This is a genomic window from Actinomyces respiraculi, from assembly GCF_014595995.2.
Lineage (GTDB): Bacteria > Actinomycetota > Actinomycetes > Actinomycetales > Actinomycetaceae > Actinomyces > Actinomyces respiraculi.
This window is the reverse complement of sequence record NZ_CP063989.1, coordinates 2,417,502-2,434,746: the sequence shown is the minus strand read 5'-3', so window position 1 is coordinate 2,434,746 and position 17,245 is coordinate 2,417,502. Positions and strand designations below refer to the sequence as shown.

Here is a 17,245-nt window from a genome sequence, read left to right as displayed (position 1 = left end):
GACGACGACGGCGTCGGAGTCCGATGTGAACGTTCACGTTCTGGGGGCCAGGCTACCCCCACCCGTGGTCCCGAGAACAGGGGACCGCGGGCCGGGTGCGCACCGTGACCCCAAGGGCGGGAGCCGACGGGCGGCGGGCCTGCGGGCGGCGAGTCTGCGGGCGGCGGGCCTGCGGGCGGCGGGCCTGCCGGTGCGTCGTCGGGACCCGCGGACAGTGCCCGCCCGGCCCGGCCCCACACCCCGTCCCGCTCAGCAGGTGCAGGCCAAGGGCCCGGCGGGCCCCTCGATCACCGTCAACGGCGTACCGAAGACATCGGAGAGGACCTCGTCGCGCATGATCTCGGCGGGCGTGCCGCTGTAGGCCACCGTGCCGTTCTTGAGGGCGACGATGCGCTCGGCGTAGCGCGCCGCGATGTTGACGTCATGCAGCACCACGAGGATCGTGCGGCCGAACTCGCGGGCCGCCCGCTCAAGGTGCTGCATCATCTCCACGCTGTGGGCGATGTCGAGGTTGTTGAGCGGCTCGTCCAGCAGCACGTAGTCGGTCTCCTGGCACAGCACCATCCCCACATAGGCCCGCTGACGCTGACCGCCCGAGAGCTCGTCGAGGTAACGCCCCTCCAGCTCGGTCAGCGCCAGGAAGTCGATGTAGCGCGAGATGATCTCCTCGTCGTCGGCCGTCAGCCGCCCGTGCGAGTAGGGGAAGCGCCCGAAGCCCACCAGCTGGCGCACGGTGAGCCGGGAGACGAAGTGGTTCTCCTGACGCAGGATGGACAGCACGGTGGCCAGTTGGGAGGAACGGGTCGAGGACACGTCCAGCCCCGCCACGGTGATGACGCCCTCGTCCAGGCCCAGCAGCCGCCCCGTCATCATCAGCAGGGTGGACTTGCCGGCACCGTTGGGGCCGATGAAGGCCGTGATCCCGCCAGCCGGGATGTCCAGGTCCACCGGCCCGATGCGCACGGTGTCGCCCGATGAGGTGTAGACCTTGGCGACCTTGCTCAGGCTGATCACAGGCGCCCCTTTCGCAGGATGACAACGAGGAAGGTGAGCCCGCCCACGAGCTCGATAATGATGGACACCACGCCCTGGGCGGCGAAGACGTGGCGCATGAGGAAGTAGGCGCCGGTGAGCACCAGCACCCCCAGGGACACGGCCATCGGAAGCACGTAACGGTGATCGAAGGTGCCCGAGAACTGGTAGGCGAGCGTCGAGACGAGGAAGCCCAGGAAGGTCATGGGCCCCACCAGGGCTGTTGAGGTGGCCATGAGGACTGAGACCACCACGAGCACGGCCACGCTCCAGCGCCGGTGGCTCACCCCCAGGTTCGTTGCCGTCTCGCGCCCGAGCGCCAGGATGTTGAGCCGGCGTGACCACACGGCCAGGGCGATCACCGCGAGCGCTACCACGGGGATGGCGATCGGGTAGTAGTCGGGGTCGGCGTTGTTGACGGAGCCGAACAGGCGTGCGGTGAGCACGTCGAACTCGCTTGGCGTCAGCAGGCGTTGCATGAAGGTGGACACCGATCCCAGGCCGGCGCCGATGACGACGCCGAGCAGCAGCATGGCGTGCAGCGTGGCCCGGCGGCTGGTGAGCAGCCAGGAGTACAGCAGCAGGCACAGGGCGACCATGAGCACCAGCTGGCCCACGAAGGTCGTCGTTGTGCGGGCCGCGGTCAGGCCCGCCGCCCCCAGGAAGAACACGGTCGAGGTGTGGATCGCGCGGTACAGGGCCTCGAAACCCATGATCGACGGCGTGAGGATCCGGTTGCCCGTGACCGTCTGGAAGGCCACGGTGGCCATGGCCTGGCACACGGCGACGATGAGCATGGCGATGACGGCGTTGGCGCGCCGCTGCGCGATGAGCCAGAAGCCGCGTGTGCCGGGCTCCATGGGGTTGTCCCAGGCCAGCAGGCCGAGGCAGAACAGCAGGGCGAGCGTGGTCACCACCAGGAAGGTCAGCCACCAGCGGCGCCGGGCGGACGCCGTCGGAAATGCCCCGGAGCCGTAAGAGGGCCGACGGCGGGTGGTCGAGTCCGGTTCGGACGGCAGGGTGGGCAGTGCGTGAGTGGTGCTCATGCCCCACTCCTGCGGGTGCGGCGCACGATGAGGACGATGAAGACGGCGGCCCCGATGACCCCCAGGACCACCGAGACGGGCACCTCGAAGGGGGAGATGATCGTGCGGGCCACCAGGTCGCACACCGTCACCAGGGCGGTGCCGGACAGGCACACCCACGGCAGGTTGGAGCGCAGGTCGTCGCCGCGCGCCATCGACACGAGGTTGGGCACGATGAGTCCCAGGAAGGGCAGGGAGCCGACGACGACGGTCACCACCCCGGTGGCCAGCGCAATGAGCGCGGTGGCAATGAGGACCATCTGCTGGTAGCTCACGCCGACGGCGGTGGCGACGTCCTCGCCCAGGCCCGCGACGGTCAGCCGGTCCGCCAGGACGACGACGGCGGCCACGGCCAGCAGGACCAGCCACAGCACCTCGTACTGGCCGCGGTAGACCGAGGTGAAGGAGCCCTGGAACCACACGCCCAGGGATTGCAGGCTGTTGGTCTCAAGCGCCAGGAAGGTGGAGACCGCGCTGACTACTGCTCCCAGCATGATGCCCATGATCGGCACCAGCAGGGAGGAGCGCAGCGAGACCCGGCGCAGCAGCAGGAAGAAGACCATCGTGCCGATGAAGGCGAAGCCGACGGCGACCGCCATGCGGCTCAGGATGGTGGCGTGCGGGGCCACGATCATGACGGTGAGCAGGCCCAGGCCCGCCCACTCGGTGGTGCCCGTGGTGGTGGGCTCGACGAAGCGGTTCTGGGTGATGAGCTGCATGACCAGACCGGACAGTGACATGGCGGCGCCCGACAGGACGAGGGCGATCGTGCGTGGGATGCGCACGGTGCGGAACAGCTCCCAGCCGTCGTCGTGGGACAGGATCGAGTACTCGCCGGTGGCCAGGCTCAGGCCTAACAGGGCGGTGGTGAGCGCCAGGGCGAGGAGGAAGGGGAGGCCCAGGCGGCTGCGGGTGCGTACGGGGGTGTCCCGTCCGGCCCGCGCGGGGGCCGGACGGGACGGTGCCAAGAGGGTCATCTCAGGTAGGCGGGGTGGCGGGCTCAGCCCGTCTCAGCCCTTCGCGCCGGAGAAGGCCGTGGCGAGGGAGTCCATGATCTCGGTGTAGGTGAGGATGGACTCGTTGGTGTAGGTGTCCGCCGGGGCGTAGACGATGTGGCCGGAGGTCACGGCCGTGACGTTCTGCAGGGCGGCGTTGCCGGCGATGACCTGCTCGGCGGGGGTGTAGCCGTCCTTGGCGGACTTGATGGCGGCGTCGCGGTCGAGGACGAGGATCCAGTCGGGGTTGGACTCGGCGATGGCCTCGACGGAGATGTCGTCGCCCTTGTGGTCGTTGGTGGCGCCGGCGACCTCCAGGGCGGGCGTGAGGCCGAGCATGTCGAAGATCGGGCCGAAGGTGCGGCCCACGTGGGGGGCGATGTAGCCGATCTCGCCGCCCGAGACGTTGACGGCCATGACCGTGGAGGTGCCGTCGTAGGCGCTCTTGGCCTTGTCGGTGGCCTTGTGGAAGCTGTCCACGATGGCCTTGGCCTCGTCCTGCTTGGAGAAGATCTCGCCCAGGCCGGTGACGTGGCGGACGAGCTCGGAGGCGAAGTCCTCGCCGTCGCGCGGCTCGAGGTCGACCAGGGGAGTGCCCTCGGTGAGGGCGGCGATGTCCTCGTTGAACTGGCTGAAGCGCTGACCGGAGATGATGACGTCGGGCTCGGCGGCAACCAGGGCCTCGAGGTTCGGCTCGCGGTGGTTGCCGATGTCGACGACGTCCTCGCCGTCGAAGGCGGTGACGGTGGCGGGGATGAGTGGCTTGGGGGCGGCCACCAGGCTCACGCCCCAGGTCGCCAGGATCTCGAAGGAACGGTTGTCCAGGCAGACGGGGCGCTTGACCGGCAGAGCCACCTCGACGTCGCCGGTGTTGGTGGCGAGGGTGACGGAGGTCGGGGCGGCGGAGGCCTGGGTGCCCGGCGCTGAGGCCTCGGCACCGGCCGGTGAGGCCCCGGACGCGGCGTCGTTGGAGCCGGAACAGGCTGCCAGGGTCAGGGCGGTGGCCGTCGAGACGGTCAGGGCGACGAAGCTGCGGCGGGTGATGGTCATGAGGCTCCTCTGCGGATCGGGGGAGTAGGTGCAAGCAATGCAAGGCTCACCTAAGCGATATTCAACCTAGGGCAGATTCCTAAATTTGCGCAAATCAGGTTCCGCTCTGCGGACGGCCGTGAGCGCAGTGGCACCTGCGGTGCAGCGAATGGGGGGTGGTCGGCGCGAGTGAGCGCGGCGAAGGGCCCCGCGCCGGAGCGATCCGACGCGGGGCCCTTGGTGCTCTGCAGCTGCCTCGCTCACATCTGGGCGAGGGCCTCCTTGGCGACGTCCGCGACGTGCTCGCCGGTGAAGCCGTACTCCTTGAACAGGTACGTGCCCGCGGCCGAGGCCCCGAAGTGGTCGAGGGAGACGATCGCACCGCTCGCGCCGACGATCTCACGCCAGCCCATGGCGATCCCGGCCTCGATGGAGACCTTGACGGCGCTGGACGGCAGCACCTCGGCCCGGTAGGCCTCGTCCTGCTCCGCGAACCACTCCAGGCAGGGGGCGGAGACCACGCGGGTGGGGGTGCCGGCCTCCTGCAGGATCTCGCGGGCGGCCGCGGCGACGGCGACCTCCGATCCCGTCGCGATGAGGACGACGGCGGGCGTCGTGACCTCGTCGTGGCAGTCCGTGGCCTCCAGGAGGGTGTAGGCCCCCCTGGGCACGCCCCCGGCGGCGGCCTCGGCAGTGGCCGTCACCGGCAGGTTCTGACGCGACAGGACGATGCCGGCCGGCTTGGAGCGGCGCGAGAGGATCGTGCGCCAGGCGGCCGCCGTCTCGTTGGCGTCACCGGGACGCACGACGTCGAGACCCGGGATCGCGCGCAGCGAGGCCAGGTGCTCGATCGGCTGGTGGGTGGGGCCGTCCTCGCCGACGCCGATGGAGTCGTGCGTCCACACGAAGATGGTGTCCAGGCCCATGAGGGCTGCCAGGCGCACGGCGGGGCGCATGTAGTCGGCGAAGACCATGAAGGTGCCGCCGTAGGCGCGGGTCAGGCGGTCCAGGGCGATGCCGTTGAGGATGCCGCCCATCGCGTGCTCGCGGATGCCGAAGTGCAGGACGCGGCCGTAGGGGCCGTCGCCCTCCTTCTGGGCGAGGGAGGTGGGCAGGAAGGAGCCGGCGCCGGCGATCGACGTGTTGTTCGAGCCCGCGAGGTCGGCCGAGCCGCCCCACAGCTCGGGCATGACGGTGCCGATGGCGGACAGGACCTTGCCGGAGGCCGCGCGGGTGGCGATCGAGGCCCCGACCTCCCAGGTGGGCAGCACCTCGTCCAGGCCCTCGGGCGGCTCCTGGGCCTGGAGGCGTGTCAGCAGCGCCGCACCCTCAGGGTTGGCGGCCCTCCACGCCTCGAAGCGGGCGTCCCAGTCCTCGTGGGCCGCACGGGCCTTGGCCGCCGCGTGCTCGCGCGTGTAGTCGAGGATCCCGGCGGTCTGGAAGGAGGTCTCCGGGTCCAGGCCGAGAGCCGTCTTCAGTCCCGCGACCTCCTCGGCGCCGAGCCTGGCACCGTGGGAGCCCTCCGTGCCCTGCTTCGTGGGCGAGGGCCAGGCGATGATCGTGTGCAGGCGGATGAGGGAGGGCTTCGTCGTCTCGGCGCGGGCCGCGACCAGGGCCTCGTGCAGGGCCGTGTAGTCCTCGGCGTACTCGGTGCCACCGTGGGTCCAGTCGACGTCCAGGACCTGCCAGCCGTAGGCCTCGAAACGGGCGGTGGGGTCCTCGCCGAAGGCGATGTCCGTATTGCCCTCGATGGAGATGTCGTTGTCGTCGTAGATGGCGATGAGGTTGCCCAGCTCCTGGGTGCCCGCCAGGGAGGCGGCCTCCGCGGTGACGCCCTCCTGCATGCAGCCGTCGCCCAGGATCGTGTACACGTAGTGGTCGAAGACGGACTCGCCGGCCGGGGTGGCGGGGTCGAGCAGCCCGTGCTCGTAGCGGGCCGCCATGGCCAGGCCGACGGCGTTGGAGAAGCCGGCGCCCAGCGGACCGGTCGTCGTCTCGACGCCGGTGGTGTGCCCGTACTCCGGGTGGCCGGGGGTCAGGGAGCCCGCGGTGCGAAGGGCGGCCAAGTCCTCGATCTCGAGGCCGTAGCCGGCCAGGGTGAGCTGGGCGTACTGGAGCATCGAGGCGTGGCCCGCGGACAGGACGAAGCGGTCGCGGCCGAGCCAGTGGGCGTCAGACGGGTCGCCCTTCATCTCGTACTGGTAGAGCAGGTAGGCGACGCCCGCCAGGGAGATCGGGGTGCCGGGGTGGCCGGATCCTGCCTTCTCGACGGCGTCGGCGGCCAGTGCCTTGGAGACGTTGATGGCCGTGAGGTCGTCGTCGGTGAGCGCGAAATGCTCGGTGCTCATGCAGGTGCTCCTTTGTGATGAGTCAGTGAGGTCGGTGGGCGGGGCGTGGTGCCGCTGCAAGGTCTCGAGCCGATCCTCCCCCGACGGCGGCGCGCGGGGCAACGGCAGGCGTGCCGGTGTGGGGCGGAGGCCCGGTGGTGCGGTCACCCCGGTGAGCGGCCCGGGGTTGGCGCGCAGGGGCGAGGAGAGACGCGCCTCGATGGAAGACCGGCTGGATTCGGCGCGTCACGGGCTCGGCGCTCGCATCGTGACGGAGCTTCGTGGACAGCAGGTCCAGAGCGGCTCGTGTCACCGCCGTGACATCGGCGTCGTAGTAGGAGTAGTCCAGGGGTGCGTGCGAGGAGTCGGCGGGGCCGCTCGCCCCGATGAGGGAGACGTCGGCGCCTGGTACGACTCCGAGCATCATGAGGGCGATGACGGCGTCCTCGGCCGACGCACCAGGTGCGATGATGTAAGCGTTCGGGGCTGTTCCGGTGGTGAGCAGGGTCTCCAGCCCTGTGCGCATCGGCAGGTAGCCGCGCGCGACGTCGATCCATGTCAGCTCGAGCCTGCCCTCGGCCGCCTCGCGCAGAGCGGTGTTGAAGCGTCGGAGAAACCCCATGGGCCTCATGTGTTCCGACGAGGGGCCGATGACGGTGGCGCGCTCGTGGGGGACTTCCAGCAGGTGATTGACGCATTGGCGCGCGATCTCCTCAAAGTCTGTGTCGAGCGAGGTGACTCCCTCGCAGTCGGCGCTCAGGCCGATGAAAACTGAGGGGATTCGGGAGTGGCGGGCGGCCTCGACCCGAGGGTCCTTCTCCAGCACGTCCATCACGATGAGTCCCTCGCACTGGGCGGAGTCAATGAGTCGCCGGATGCTGTCGATCCCCTCCTCGCTGTTGCTGAGGAGGAGTTCGTACCCGTGGCGTCGGCACTCACGGGCGAGGTTGACGATGTAGCGGTACTGGTTGGGGGTGTCGGTGTAGTCGTGGTAGGGCACCACGAGCCCGAGAATGCCGGAGCGGCGGCTGCGCAGCGCCCGGGCGCTGGCGTGGGGCTGGTAACCGAGTTCCTCCATAGCGGCCATGACGCGAGCCTCGGTGTCGGGAGCAACGAACCTCTTGCCGCTCAAGACGTAGGAGACGGTCGACTGGGAGACGCCTGCAGCCGCTGCGACGTCGCGGCTAGTTGGGTAAGAAGGCACCTGCTGGCTCCGGCTGGTCGAGATGGACGTTGAGAGAACCTCTTGCGGAGCGTACGTCTCAACGATACGTTTGTTGCACGGCGCACAGCGAAGGGGCTGGGTGCCATCTCAGTGCAACATCGTCTCGACGGCAAGACTATCGCTACGAATACGTGTGCGCATACGTATCGATCCAGCGCTGTCACACCACGAGGCGAGGGATGGAGCTACGCATGTCCACGTCTTCCCGAAACCTCCTCAACCGTCGTCACGCCCTGCGGGGCGCTGCGCTGGCTGCGCTCGCGCTCCCGCTCGCTGCCTGCGGCTCAGGCTCCGGCGGCTCGTCCGACGAGACCACCTCCCTCACGGTCCTCGACTACTATGCCGACGACCCCGACAACGGGATCTTCCAGTCCGCTCTTGAGGCTGCCGCGCAGAAGGTCGGAGTCACCATCAAGCGTGAGGCGGTTAACGGCACCGGCCTGATCCAGAAGGTGCTCCAGATGATCTCCTCGAGGACCCTGCCCGACCTTCTCATGCTCGACAACCCCGATCTCCAGCAGATCGCCGCCACCGGCGCCCTCGTTCCACTCACGAGCCTCGGCTTCTCCGCCGACGGCTTCATCGACGGCTTTGTCGGTGCGGGCACCTACGGTGACGAGCTCTACGCCATGGGGCCGTGCGCCAACACGCTCGGCCTGTACTACGACCAGGACGCGCTCTCGCAGGCGGGCCTCGAGGTCCCCACGACCTGGGACGAGCTCAAGGCCGCAGCGCAGGCGCTCACCACGGGGGACCGTTACGGCATCGCCTTCTGCGCCAAGGCCTCCTACGAGGGCTCCTGGCAGTTCCTGCCCTTCTTCTGGTCCGCCGGCGCTGACGAGACCGACATCGCCACCCAGGAGGCGGCCGGAGCGCTCCAGCTGTGGGTCGACCTCGTGAACAACGGCTGGGCCTCCCAGGGCGTGCTCAATTGGTCCCAGATCGAGGTCGGGGAGCAGTTCACCTCCCGCAAAGCCGCGATGGTCATTGACGGACCGTGGCTGACCACCACCTTCGAGAACTCCGACGTCAACTGGGCGGTGGCCGAGATCCCCGTGCCCCGTGCGGGCGACACGTCCGTCTCGCCATTGGGTGGCGAGATGTGGACGATCCCCGAGACCGGGGACCCGACGCGTCAGGCCAAGGCCATGGAGCTGCTCACGGTGCTCCTCAGCGATGACTCGATCCTCGAGCTCAACACTACCCGGTACACGATCCCGACGAAGGAGGCCGTCGACGCCGACTACGTCGCCGCGCTTGCGCAGATGGAGCCCCTCGTCACCGCCGTCAACAACGGCCGCTCGCGTACCGCGCAACTCGGTGAGGGGTGGCCCAAGACCGCTGAGGCGCTGTACAACGCCATCCAGTCCGCACTCACGGGTCAGGCTCAGCCGCTGGCCGCTCTTGAGACCGCCAAGGCCGACTTCCTGTCCTGAACCCGCTGAACCGGTGGCTGGGAGCACCCGGTCCCAGCCACCGCAGGTCGGGGAAGGAGCGTGATGATGACCTCGACGACTGAGACACCGGCCCGCCGTGCCATGCGGCTCAAGGAGGAGCTGGCCAAGTGGACCTTCCTCGCCCCGGCGCTGCTTTTCCTCGTGCTGTTCTTCGGCTACCCCATCGTCAAGAACGTGATGATGAGCGTCCAGGAGTACACGACGAGGACCTTTTACACGGGTGAGGCCCCCTGGGTCGGATTCGACAACTACATCGCGGTGGTCAGTTCCTCCGTCTTCGGAACCGCCATGCTCAATACCCTTCTGTTCACGGTCGGGTCGATCGCGGGTCAGTTCACCATCGGCCTGGCGCTGGCCGTCTTCTTCAAGAAGAGGTTCCCCCTCAATGGGGTCATGCGCTCACTCATGCTTCTGCCATGGCTTCTGCCGATGATCGTCTCCAGCGCGATCTGGAAGTGGATGCTGGACAAGGACAGCGGCATCATCAACGAGATTCTCGGGGTGGTCGGTGTCGACGCCGTGCCGTGGCTGACGAGCACGAATGTGGCGCTGGCCGCCGTCGTCATCGTCAACATCTGGTTGGGGATCCCCTTCAACATGACGATCCTGTACAGCGGTCTGCAGGATATTCCTGATGAGCTCTACGAGGCGGCCGCGCTCGACGGCGCCGTCGGTTGGCGGGCCTTCCGCAGCATCACCTGGCCGTTGCTGCGCCCCGTGGTCTCCGTGGTGCTCATCCTGGGGGTCGTCTACACCCTCAAGGTGCTGGACATCATCCTCGGGCTGACCGACGGCGGCCCCGCGAACGCGACGGTCACCCTTGCGACGCAGTCCTACAAGCTCTCTTTCGCCAACTTCGAGTTCGGCCAGGGGGCGGCGCTCGGCAACATCCTCGTCATCATCTCGCTCGTCTTCGCCGTGGTCTACCTGCGGGTGAGTCATGCCGAAAAGGAGGACTGACCCATGAGAAGCACTCGTGCGCGCACCACGGTCCACACGCTTGTGGGTCTGCTTTTTCTCGCTCTCATGCTGTTCCCGGTCTACTGGATGATCAACGCCTCCTTCCAGCCGGGAGTGGCCACCGTTGACCTCGACTGGTTCCCGGTGCACCCGAGCCTCGAGGGCTACCGCAACGCCTTCTCGAGTCAGGGCCCCAACCTCCTGACCAGCCTGGTCGTGGCGATCGGGGCGGTCCTGGTCAGCCTCTCCATCGCCACCCCGGCGGCCTACGCGCTGTCGCTCTACCGTGTGAGAGGCGCGGGTGCGGTGATGTTCGTGCTCCTCCTGAGCCAGATGATCCCCGGGATCGTCATCGCGAACGCGCTCTACGGCGCCTACAACGACCTGGGGATCCTCAATACGACCGTAGGCCTCATTCTCGCCGACTCCGCCCTGGGCATCCCGTTCTCGATCCTCATCATCCAGGCCTTCATGCGGGCGCTCCCCATGTCATTGCTTGAGGCTGCGAGGGTTGACGGAGCCGGACGGATCCGGACCTTCTTCTCGATCGTGCTGCCGCTCAGCCGCAACTCGGTCATCACTGCGGCGCTGTTCAGCTTCCTCTTCGCCTGGAGCGACTTCCTGTTCGCACTGACCCTCAGCTCGAGCTCCGACGCCAGACCGGTCACCCTGGGCATCTACCTCTTCATCGGTGGCTACGTCGCGGACTGGGGCTCGGTCATGGCGACGGCGACCATGGCCTCGCTCCCAGCGGCGGTGCTGCTGGTCATCGCCCAGAAGTACATCGCTGCAGGTGCGACCGGCGGAGCGGTCAAGGCCTGAGGCGTGCCGTCATCATCCGGGCCGTGCCCGGACTGTGTCTCAGCATCATCCACGCAATGTCATGAGCGAAGGAGATCGCCTTGATGGAATACGTTGTTATCGCGGACGGACTGGAGATCCGGCACGCACACGAGGTGCTCAGGATCGAGCAGTGGGGGCGCGACTCGGTGCGGGTGCGCGCCGCGCAGCATGCGATTCCCGCCGCCGACGTCGGTGCGCTGGAGGAGCGTCCCACCGGGCTGCCCGCCGCCGCCGTGAGCGAGACGGATGACGGCCGGCTGCGCCTTGTTGCCGGAGGCCTCACGGTCGAGGCCCGGATCGACGCGGGCGACGGCAAGCCGACCGTCATGCTCAGCTTCCTGCGCACGGCGGACGGTTCGGAGCTGCTTGCCGAGCAGCGCGAGCACTTCTGGTGGCCGGGAGCTCGTGTCTTCTACGGGCAGCGCTCGGGCCTGTTCGAGATCCACCAGCAGTTCAAGGCGTATGAGGGAGAGCGCATCTACGGCCTCGGTCAGCACCAGCACGGCCGGCTCGACCACAAGGGACTTGTCATCGACCTCGTCCAACGCAACACCGAGGTCAGCATCCCCTTCTACCTGTCCAACCGCGGCTATGGATTCCTGTGGAACAACCCCGCCGTCGGTCGGGTCGAGCTCGCTGACGGCTCGACCCGGTGGGTGGCCGACGCGGCTCCTGCGCTCGACTACTGGCTCACTGCGGGGGCCACGCCCTCCGACATCATGTCGAATTACGCCGACGCCGTCGGTCACGCGCCGCAGCTGCCCGAGTGGGCCTCCGGCTTCTGGCAGTGCAAGCTGCGCTACCTGGGGCAGGAGGAGATTCTCGATGTCGCCCGTGAGTACAAGCGCCTCGGGCTGCCGCTGTCCGTCATCGTCACAGACTTCTTCCACTGGACCGCGATGGGCGACTTCGCCTTCGACCCGCAGGAGTACCCCGACCCGGCGGCGATGATGGCGGAGCTCGACGAGCTCGGGGTGCGCCTCATGGTGTCCATCTGGCCGACGATCTCCCCGTTGTCGAGCAACTACGACGAGATGGCGAGCAAAGGCCTGCTCGTTGGCACCGACCAGGGCATCGAGTTCCACCAGAGTATCCACGACAAGAAGATGCCGAGAGACCTTCCGGTTGCCTTCTACGACCCCACCAACCCGCGTGCGAGGGAATACGTGTGGCAGGCGGTGAAGAAGAACTACTACGACCTCGGTGTCACGGTCTGGTGGCTCGACGCGTGCGAGCCCGAGCTCAACCCCGGGCACCCGAAGAACCTCTCCTTCTACTCCGGTCCCGGCTCCGCCGTAGCGAACACCTATCCGCGAGACAACGCCAAGGCCTTCTACGATGGGATGACTGCCGCGGGCGAGCCCCCCACGGTGCTCCTGTGCCGCTCCGCATGGGCCGGTCAGGCCAAGTACGGGGCGGCCGTCTGGTCCGGCGACATCCCCCCGACCTGGGAGTCGCTCGCTCGGCAGATCCGGGCGGGCCTGAGCATCGGCATGTCCGGGATCCCCTGGTGGACTACGGACATCGGCGGGTTCCATGGGGGCGACCCGTCTGATGAGGCCTACCGAGAGTTGTACGCGCGATGGTTCGCCTTCGGCGCGTACTGTCCGCTCTTCCGTCTCCACGGGCACCGGGACCCTCGCGGTGAGCTCGGCTCGCCGATGAGCGGGGGTCCGAACGAGGTCTGGAGCTACGGTGAGCGCTGCCTCGAGATCTCTCGCGAGCACATGGACCTGCGTGAGCGCCTGCGACCCTACATCAGCCGCGTGATGCATGAGGCGGCCGAGCTCGGCACCCCCGCCATGCGTGCGCTCTTCCTGGAGTTCCCCGAGGACGAGCGCGCCTGGGAGGTCGAGGACGAGTTCTTGCTGGGACCGGACCTCCTGGTGGTCCCGGTGACCGCGCCCGGGGTGATGTACCAGGACGCCTACCTGCCGGCAGGGGCGCGCTGGGTGGAGATCCACACGGGCGAGACCTATGACGGCGGGCAGACGGTCACCGTTCCTGCTCCCTACGAGTACATTCCGGCCTTCCGCAGGGAGGGTGCCGAGATCGGCGTCTGACAGCCGTCCGCCGGACTGTTGCCATGGCCCGCCCGCTGAGTCCTCACGCTGGGGCCTGAGCGGAGAGGTGAGTGCGAGGGCTCGGGGCTCAGCGGAGGGGCCGGCGTGGGGGTGCGGGGGAGAGGGGGCGACGGCGCGGGCCGGCCGGTCTCAGTCGGCCTCCATCCAGGCGACGGGGTCGGCGACGACCTGCTCGAGCAGGGTCCAGGCCGCGCCGGTCGCGCCCGGCATCTGGTCGCCGTCGGCCTGCACCACCTCGGGCACGGACCAGGAGGAGGCCAGCACGCGCTGCTCCAGCTCCGCGGTCAGCAAGGGCCGCAGGATCCGCGTGAGCGGGGCGAGGTGGCCGCCCAGGACCACCACCGGGATGTCGAGCAGGTTGATCGCGCCGCTCAGGCCCACGCCCAGCGCGTGCGCGGCCGCCTCGACGGCTCCCACCGCCCGGGCCTCACCGGCCTCGTAGGCGGCGACCAGCGTCTCGGGGGAGTCGTCGTCGGTGAGGCCCGCGGCACGCAGGATGACGCGACGTCCGGCGTAGCGCTCGAGGCAGCCGTGGTTGCCGCAGGAGCACAGGGGGCCCGCGGGGTCGACCTGCACGTGCCCGATCTCCCCGGCGAAGCCTGAGGTCCCGATGATGACACGACCCTCGCGCACGATCCCCGCGCCAATGCCGTTCTCCCCGGACAGGTAGATGTAGGAGGGGTGCTGGTAGGCGGAGGTGGGGCGCTCGCGGCCCACGGTGAGGGCGCCAAAGTTCGCCTCGTTGCCCACGAGCAGCGCCAGGCCGGCGGCTGCGAGCACGGCGTCGAGGTGGTCGGTGGGGCGCACCTGGAACCAGCCGAGGTTGGGGGCGCGCAGCAGAACGCCGTCGGACACGAGCCCGGGCAGTGCCAGCGCGGCGCCGACGAGACGGGCCTGGTCGACGGCGTCGAGCGCGAGGACATCGGCGAGCAGATCGGACAGGCGGGTCAGGACGACGGCGGGGTCGGAGCCGGTGAAGTCGTCGAGGACGATCCTCTCGGCCAGCATCTCGCCCGACAGGTCGATGGCGCGCACCACCATGTGGGTGACGTTGACCTCCAGGCCGAGCGCGACGAAGGTGCCGTGCGGTGGGGCGAGGGGGACGGCCGGGCGCCCGGGGCCCGAGGCAGGGGTCGGGGCGAGCTCGGCGAGGATGCCGGCGTCGACAAGGTCGTCAACCAGGCGCGAGGCCGTCGAGCGGGTCATACCGGTGGTGGCGGCGACGTCGGCGCGGGAGATCGGCTCGTGGGAGGACAGTACCTTACGGGCGACGAGCGCGAGGTTTGCCGTGCGCAGCGTCGATTGGCGTGCCGACGCGGTTGCGGGCGGAGTCGAGGCGGACGGCGCCGACATCGGTGTCGGGGTCCAGTTACTGGTGACCACAGCCTTGACCCTACCTTACCGGCATGTCATAGTTGTGCCAACAAACAAATGGATGCCCTGAGGTTGACCTGATGCCGGGGCGTCGAGCTCGAGGAGGAGCGACCGTGGTCCGTAAGCCCACCAAGGAAGACAAGTTCTCGTTCGGTCTGTGGACCGTCGGCTGGCTGGCGGCCGACCCCTTCGGCGACAGGACCCGCGCCGCCCTCAAGCCCTGGGAGTACACCGAGAAGCTCGCCGAGCTCGGTGCCTGGGGCATCACCTTCCACGACAACGACGTCTTCCCCTTCGACGCCACCGACGCCGAGCGTGCCGAGATCATCGCCAAGCTCAAGGACACCTGCGACGCCACCGGCCTGACCATCGAGATGGTCACCACCAACACCTTCACCCACCCGATTTTCAAGGACGGCGGGCTGACCAACAACGACCGCTCCATCCGCCGCTTCGGCCTGCGCAAGCTCCTGCGCAACGTCGACCTCGCCGCCGAGCTCGGCGCCACGACCTTCGTCATGTGGGGCGGGCGCGAGGGCGCCGAGTACGACTCCTCCAAGGATGTCAACGCGGCCATGGAGCGCTACAAGGAGGGCCTGGACACCGTCGCCCAGTACATCAAGGACAAGGGCTACAACCTCAGGATCGGCCTCGAGCCCAAGCCCAACGAGCCCCGCGGCGACATCTTCCTGCCCACCGTCGGCCACGCCCTCGCCCTCATCGCCGAGCTCGACAACGGCGACGTCGTCGGCCTCAATCCCGAGGTCGGCCACGAGCAGATGGCGGGCCTCAACTACACCCACGGCATCGCCCAGGCCCTCAACGCCGGCAAGCTCTTCCACATCGACCTCAACGGCCAGAAGGGCCTGAAGTACGACCAGGACCTCGTCTTCGGCCACGGCGACCTGCTCAGTGCCTTCTTCACCGCCGACCTCATCGTCAACGGCTTCCCCAACGGTGGCCCGCGCTACGACGGCCCGATCCACTTCGACTACAAGCCCTCGCGCACCGACGGCATGGACGGCGTGTGGGAGTCCGCCGCCGCCAACATGGAGATGTGGCTCCAGCTCGCCGAGAAGGCCAAGGCCTTCCGCGCCGACCCCGAGGTTCAGGAGGCCCTGAGGCTGTCCGGCATCTACGAGCTGGGCGAGCCCACCCTCGCCGAGGGCGAGTCGCTGGAGGACTTCGTGGCCGACCGCTCCGCCTACGAGGACTTCGATACCGAGGCCGCCGCCGCCCGCGACTACCACTACGTCGACCTCTACCAAAAGGCCGTCATGCACCTTATCGGCTGACAATCGGTGGAAAGCCGACTGACATCGACTGAAAGGAAGCCACGTATGAGCGCTACCCTCGTCGCCGGCGTCGACTCCTCGACCCAGTCCTGCAAGATCGTCATCCGCGACGCCGCCACCGGCGCCCTCGTGCGCGAGGCCAAGGCCTCCCACCCCGAGGGCACCGAGGTCCACCCCGACGAGTGGTGGCGCGCCCTGGGGGAGGTTGTCGACGCCGTCGGCGGCCTCGACGACGTCGCCGCCCTGAGCGTGGGCGGCCAGCAGCACGGCATGGTCCTGCTCGACGCCGACGGCGAGGTCATCCGCCCCGCCCTGCTGTGGAACGACACCCGTTCCGCCCAGGCCGCCCGCGACCTCATCCACGAGCTCGGCCACGGCGACGAGGCGGTCGGCCGCCGGGCCTGGGCCGACGCCGTCGGCAGTGTCCTCGTCGCCTCCCTCACCATCACCAAGCTGCGCTGGCTCGCGGACCACGAGCCCGACAATGCCGCCCGCATCGCCGCCGTGTGCCTTCCGCACGACTGGCTCACCTGGAAGCTGTCCGGCGCGACCTCGATGAGGACTCTCACCACCGACCGCTCCGATGCCTCCGGCACCGGCTACTTCGACGCGGTGACCAACACCTACCGCCGTGACCTGCTCGCCCTCGCGCTGCGCCTGAGCCGGGAGGAGGCCGAGGCCATCGTTCTGCCCCGCGTCGTCGGCCCCCACGAGGTCGCCCTGCGGGGCGGGCACGACGTGCTCGGACGCGACCTGTCCCACCTGGCGCTGGGCCCCGGCTGCGGCGACAACGCCGGCGCCGCGCTCGGGCTGGGCCTGCGCCCCGGACAGACGAGCGTCTCCCTGGGCACGAGTGGCGTCGTCGCCGCCGTCTCGGCCACCCCCACCCATGACGCCTCCGGGCTCGTCACCGGCTTCGCGGACGCCACCGGGGCCTTCCTGCCGCTGGCCTGCACCCTCAACGGCGCCCGCGTGCTCGACGCCGCCAAGAAGGTCCTGGGCGTGACCTACGCCGAGTTCGACGAGATCGCCCTGGCCGCCGAGCCCGGTGCGGGCGGTCTCGTCCACGTGCCCTACCTCGAGGGCGAGCGCACCCCCAACCTGCCCGGGGCCACCGGCACCCTTACAGGCATGACGCTGGCGAACCTCACCCCCGGCAACTACGCGCGCGCCGCCGTCGAGGGGCTGCTGTGCCTCATGGGCGCCTGCGTGGACGCGGTGCGGGCACAGGGCGTCGACGTCGCCGAGGTCGCCCTTGTGGGCGGGGGCGTCAAGTGGGTCAGCGCCAGGACCCTCGCCCCCGCCGTTCTCGGCGTCCCGGTGGACGTGCCCGAGCCGGGGGAGTACGTGGCCGACGGCGCCGCCAAGCAGGCCGCCTGGGTTCTCGCGGGGGGCGAGGAGCCGCCGGTGTGGGAGCTGGCCGACGTCGAGCACCTGGTCGCCGAGCCCCAGCCCCAGGTGCGCGCCGCCTACGACGCCGCTGCCGCCGCCGTCCTCGCCCAGCACGCCTGACAGGCTCGCCACGACCGGAGAGGAACC

The 17,245-nt window shown here is 69.1% G+C and carries 13 protein-coding genes; 6 read left to right on the top strand and 7 right to left on the bottom strand.

Features of this window, described 5'->3' with window-relative positions:
- Positions 1–249 precede the first annotated feature (249 nt).
- From ID810_RS10150 to ID810_RS10125, 6 genes are all read right to left on the bottom strand, one after another.
- Positions 250–1,014 (bottom strand): iron ABC transporter ATP-binding protein, encoded by a 765-nt coding sequence (locus ID810_RS10150; protein ID WP_166858028.1) that lies wholly within the window; start codon positions 1,012–1,014, stop codon positions 250–252.
- Positions 1,011–2,078, bottom strand: a complete 1,068-nt coding sequence (locus ID810_RS10145) for an iron chelate uptake ABC transporter family permease subunit (RefSeq protein WP_166858026.1) — start codon at positions 2,076–2,078, stop codon at positions 1,011–1,013. The genes ID810_RS10150 and ID810_RS10145 overlap by 4 nt, the downstream gene beginning before the upstream one ends.
- Entirely contained in the window at positions 2,075–3,094 is a 1,020-nt protein-coding gene (locus ID810_RS10140) for an ABC transporter permease (RefSeq protein WP_166858024.1), read from the bottom strand. The genes ID810_RS10145 and ID810_RS10140 overlap by 4 nt, the downstream gene beginning before the upstream one ends.
- A gap of 33 nt (positions 3,095–3,127) precedes the next feature.
- Entirely contained in the window at positions 3,128–4,162 is a 1,035-nt protein-coding gene (locus tag ID810_RS10135; RefSeq protein ID WP_166858022.1) for a siderophore ABC transporter substrate-binding protein, read from the bottom strand.
- 239 nt (positions 4,163–4,401) lie between these two features.
- Positions 4,402–6,489: a transketolase gene (gene tkt / locus ID810_RS10130; protein WP_166858020.1), complete on the bottom strand. Its 2,088-nt coding sequence runs from the start codon at positions 6,487–6,489 to the stop codon at positions 4,402–4,404.
- 22 nt (positions 6,490–6,511) lie between these two features.
- Positions 6,512–7,672 (bottom strand): LacI family DNA-binding transcriptional regulator, encoded by a 1,161-nt coding sequence (locus tag ID810_RS10125; protein WP_166858019.1) that lies wholly within the window; start codon positions 7,670–7,672, stop codon positions 6,512–6,514.
- A 212-nt stretch (positions 7,673–7,884) separates the two neighbouring features.
- Here ID810_RS10125 and ID810_RS10120 point away from each other — a divergent pair, with 212 nt between their 5' ends.
- The 4 genes from ID810_RS10120 to ID810_RS10105 all read left to right on the top strand — a co-directional run bounded on the left by ID810_RS10120 (position 7,885) and on the right by ID810_RS10105 (position 13,016).
- Positions 7,885–9,129: a sugar ABC transporter substrate-binding protein gene (locus ID810_RS10120; protein WP_166858017.1), complete on the top strand. Its 1,245-nt coding sequence runs from the start codon at positions 7,885–7,887 to the stop codon at positions 9,127–9,129.
- A 66-nt stretch (positions 9,130–9,195) separates the two neighbouring features.
- Complete coding sequence (locus tag ID810_RS10115; protein WP_235931656.1) at positions 9,196–10,110, top strand: carbohydrate ABC transporter permease; 915 nt, start codon at positions 9,196–9,198, stop codon at positions 10,108–10,110.
- A gap of 3 nt (positions 10,111–10,113) precedes the next feature.
- Positions 10,114–10,932 (top strand): carbohydrate ABC transporter permease, encoded by an 819-nt coding sequence (locus tag ID810_RS10110; protein ID WP_166858013.1) that lies wholly within the window; start codon positions 10,114–10,116, stop codon positions 10,930–10,932.
- A gap of 83 nt (positions 10,933–11,015) precedes the next feature.
- Positions 11,016–13,016, top strand: coding sequence for a glycoside hydrolase family 31 protein (locus tag ID810_RS10105; protein WP_235931655.1), 2,001 nt, complete (start codon positions 11,016–11,018; stop codon positions 13,014–13,016).
- A gap of 150 nt (positions 13,017–13,166) precedes the next feature.
- Here the strand turns inward: ID810_RS10105 and ID810_RS10100 are convergent, their stop codons facing one another.
- On the bottom strand, positions 13,167–14,420 hold the full coding sequence (locus tag ID810_RS10100; protein WP_235931653.1) for an ROK family transcriptional regulator: 1,254 nt from the start codon (positions 14,418–14,420) through the stop codon (positions 13,167–13,169).
- 71 nt (positions 14,421–14,491) lie between these two features.
- Here ID810_RS10100 and xylA point away from each other — a divergent pair, with 71 nt between their 5' ends.
- Together xylA and ID810_RS10090 are read left to right on the top strand one after the other, a co-directional pair.
- Positions 14,492–15,706 (top strand): xylose isomerase, encoded by a 1,215-nt coding sequence (xylA, locus tag ID810_RS10095; protein ID WP_413227894.1) that lies wholly within the window; start codon positions 14,492–14,494, stop codon positions 15,704–15,706.
- 45 nt (positions 15,707–15,751) lie between these two features.
- Positions 15,752–17,218, top strand: a complete 1,467-nt coding sequence (locus tag ID810_RS10090) for a xylulokinase (RefSeq protein WP_166858007.1) — start codon at positions 15,752–15,754, stop codon at positions 17,216–17,218.
- Positions 17,219–17,245: the final 27 nt, after the last annotated feature.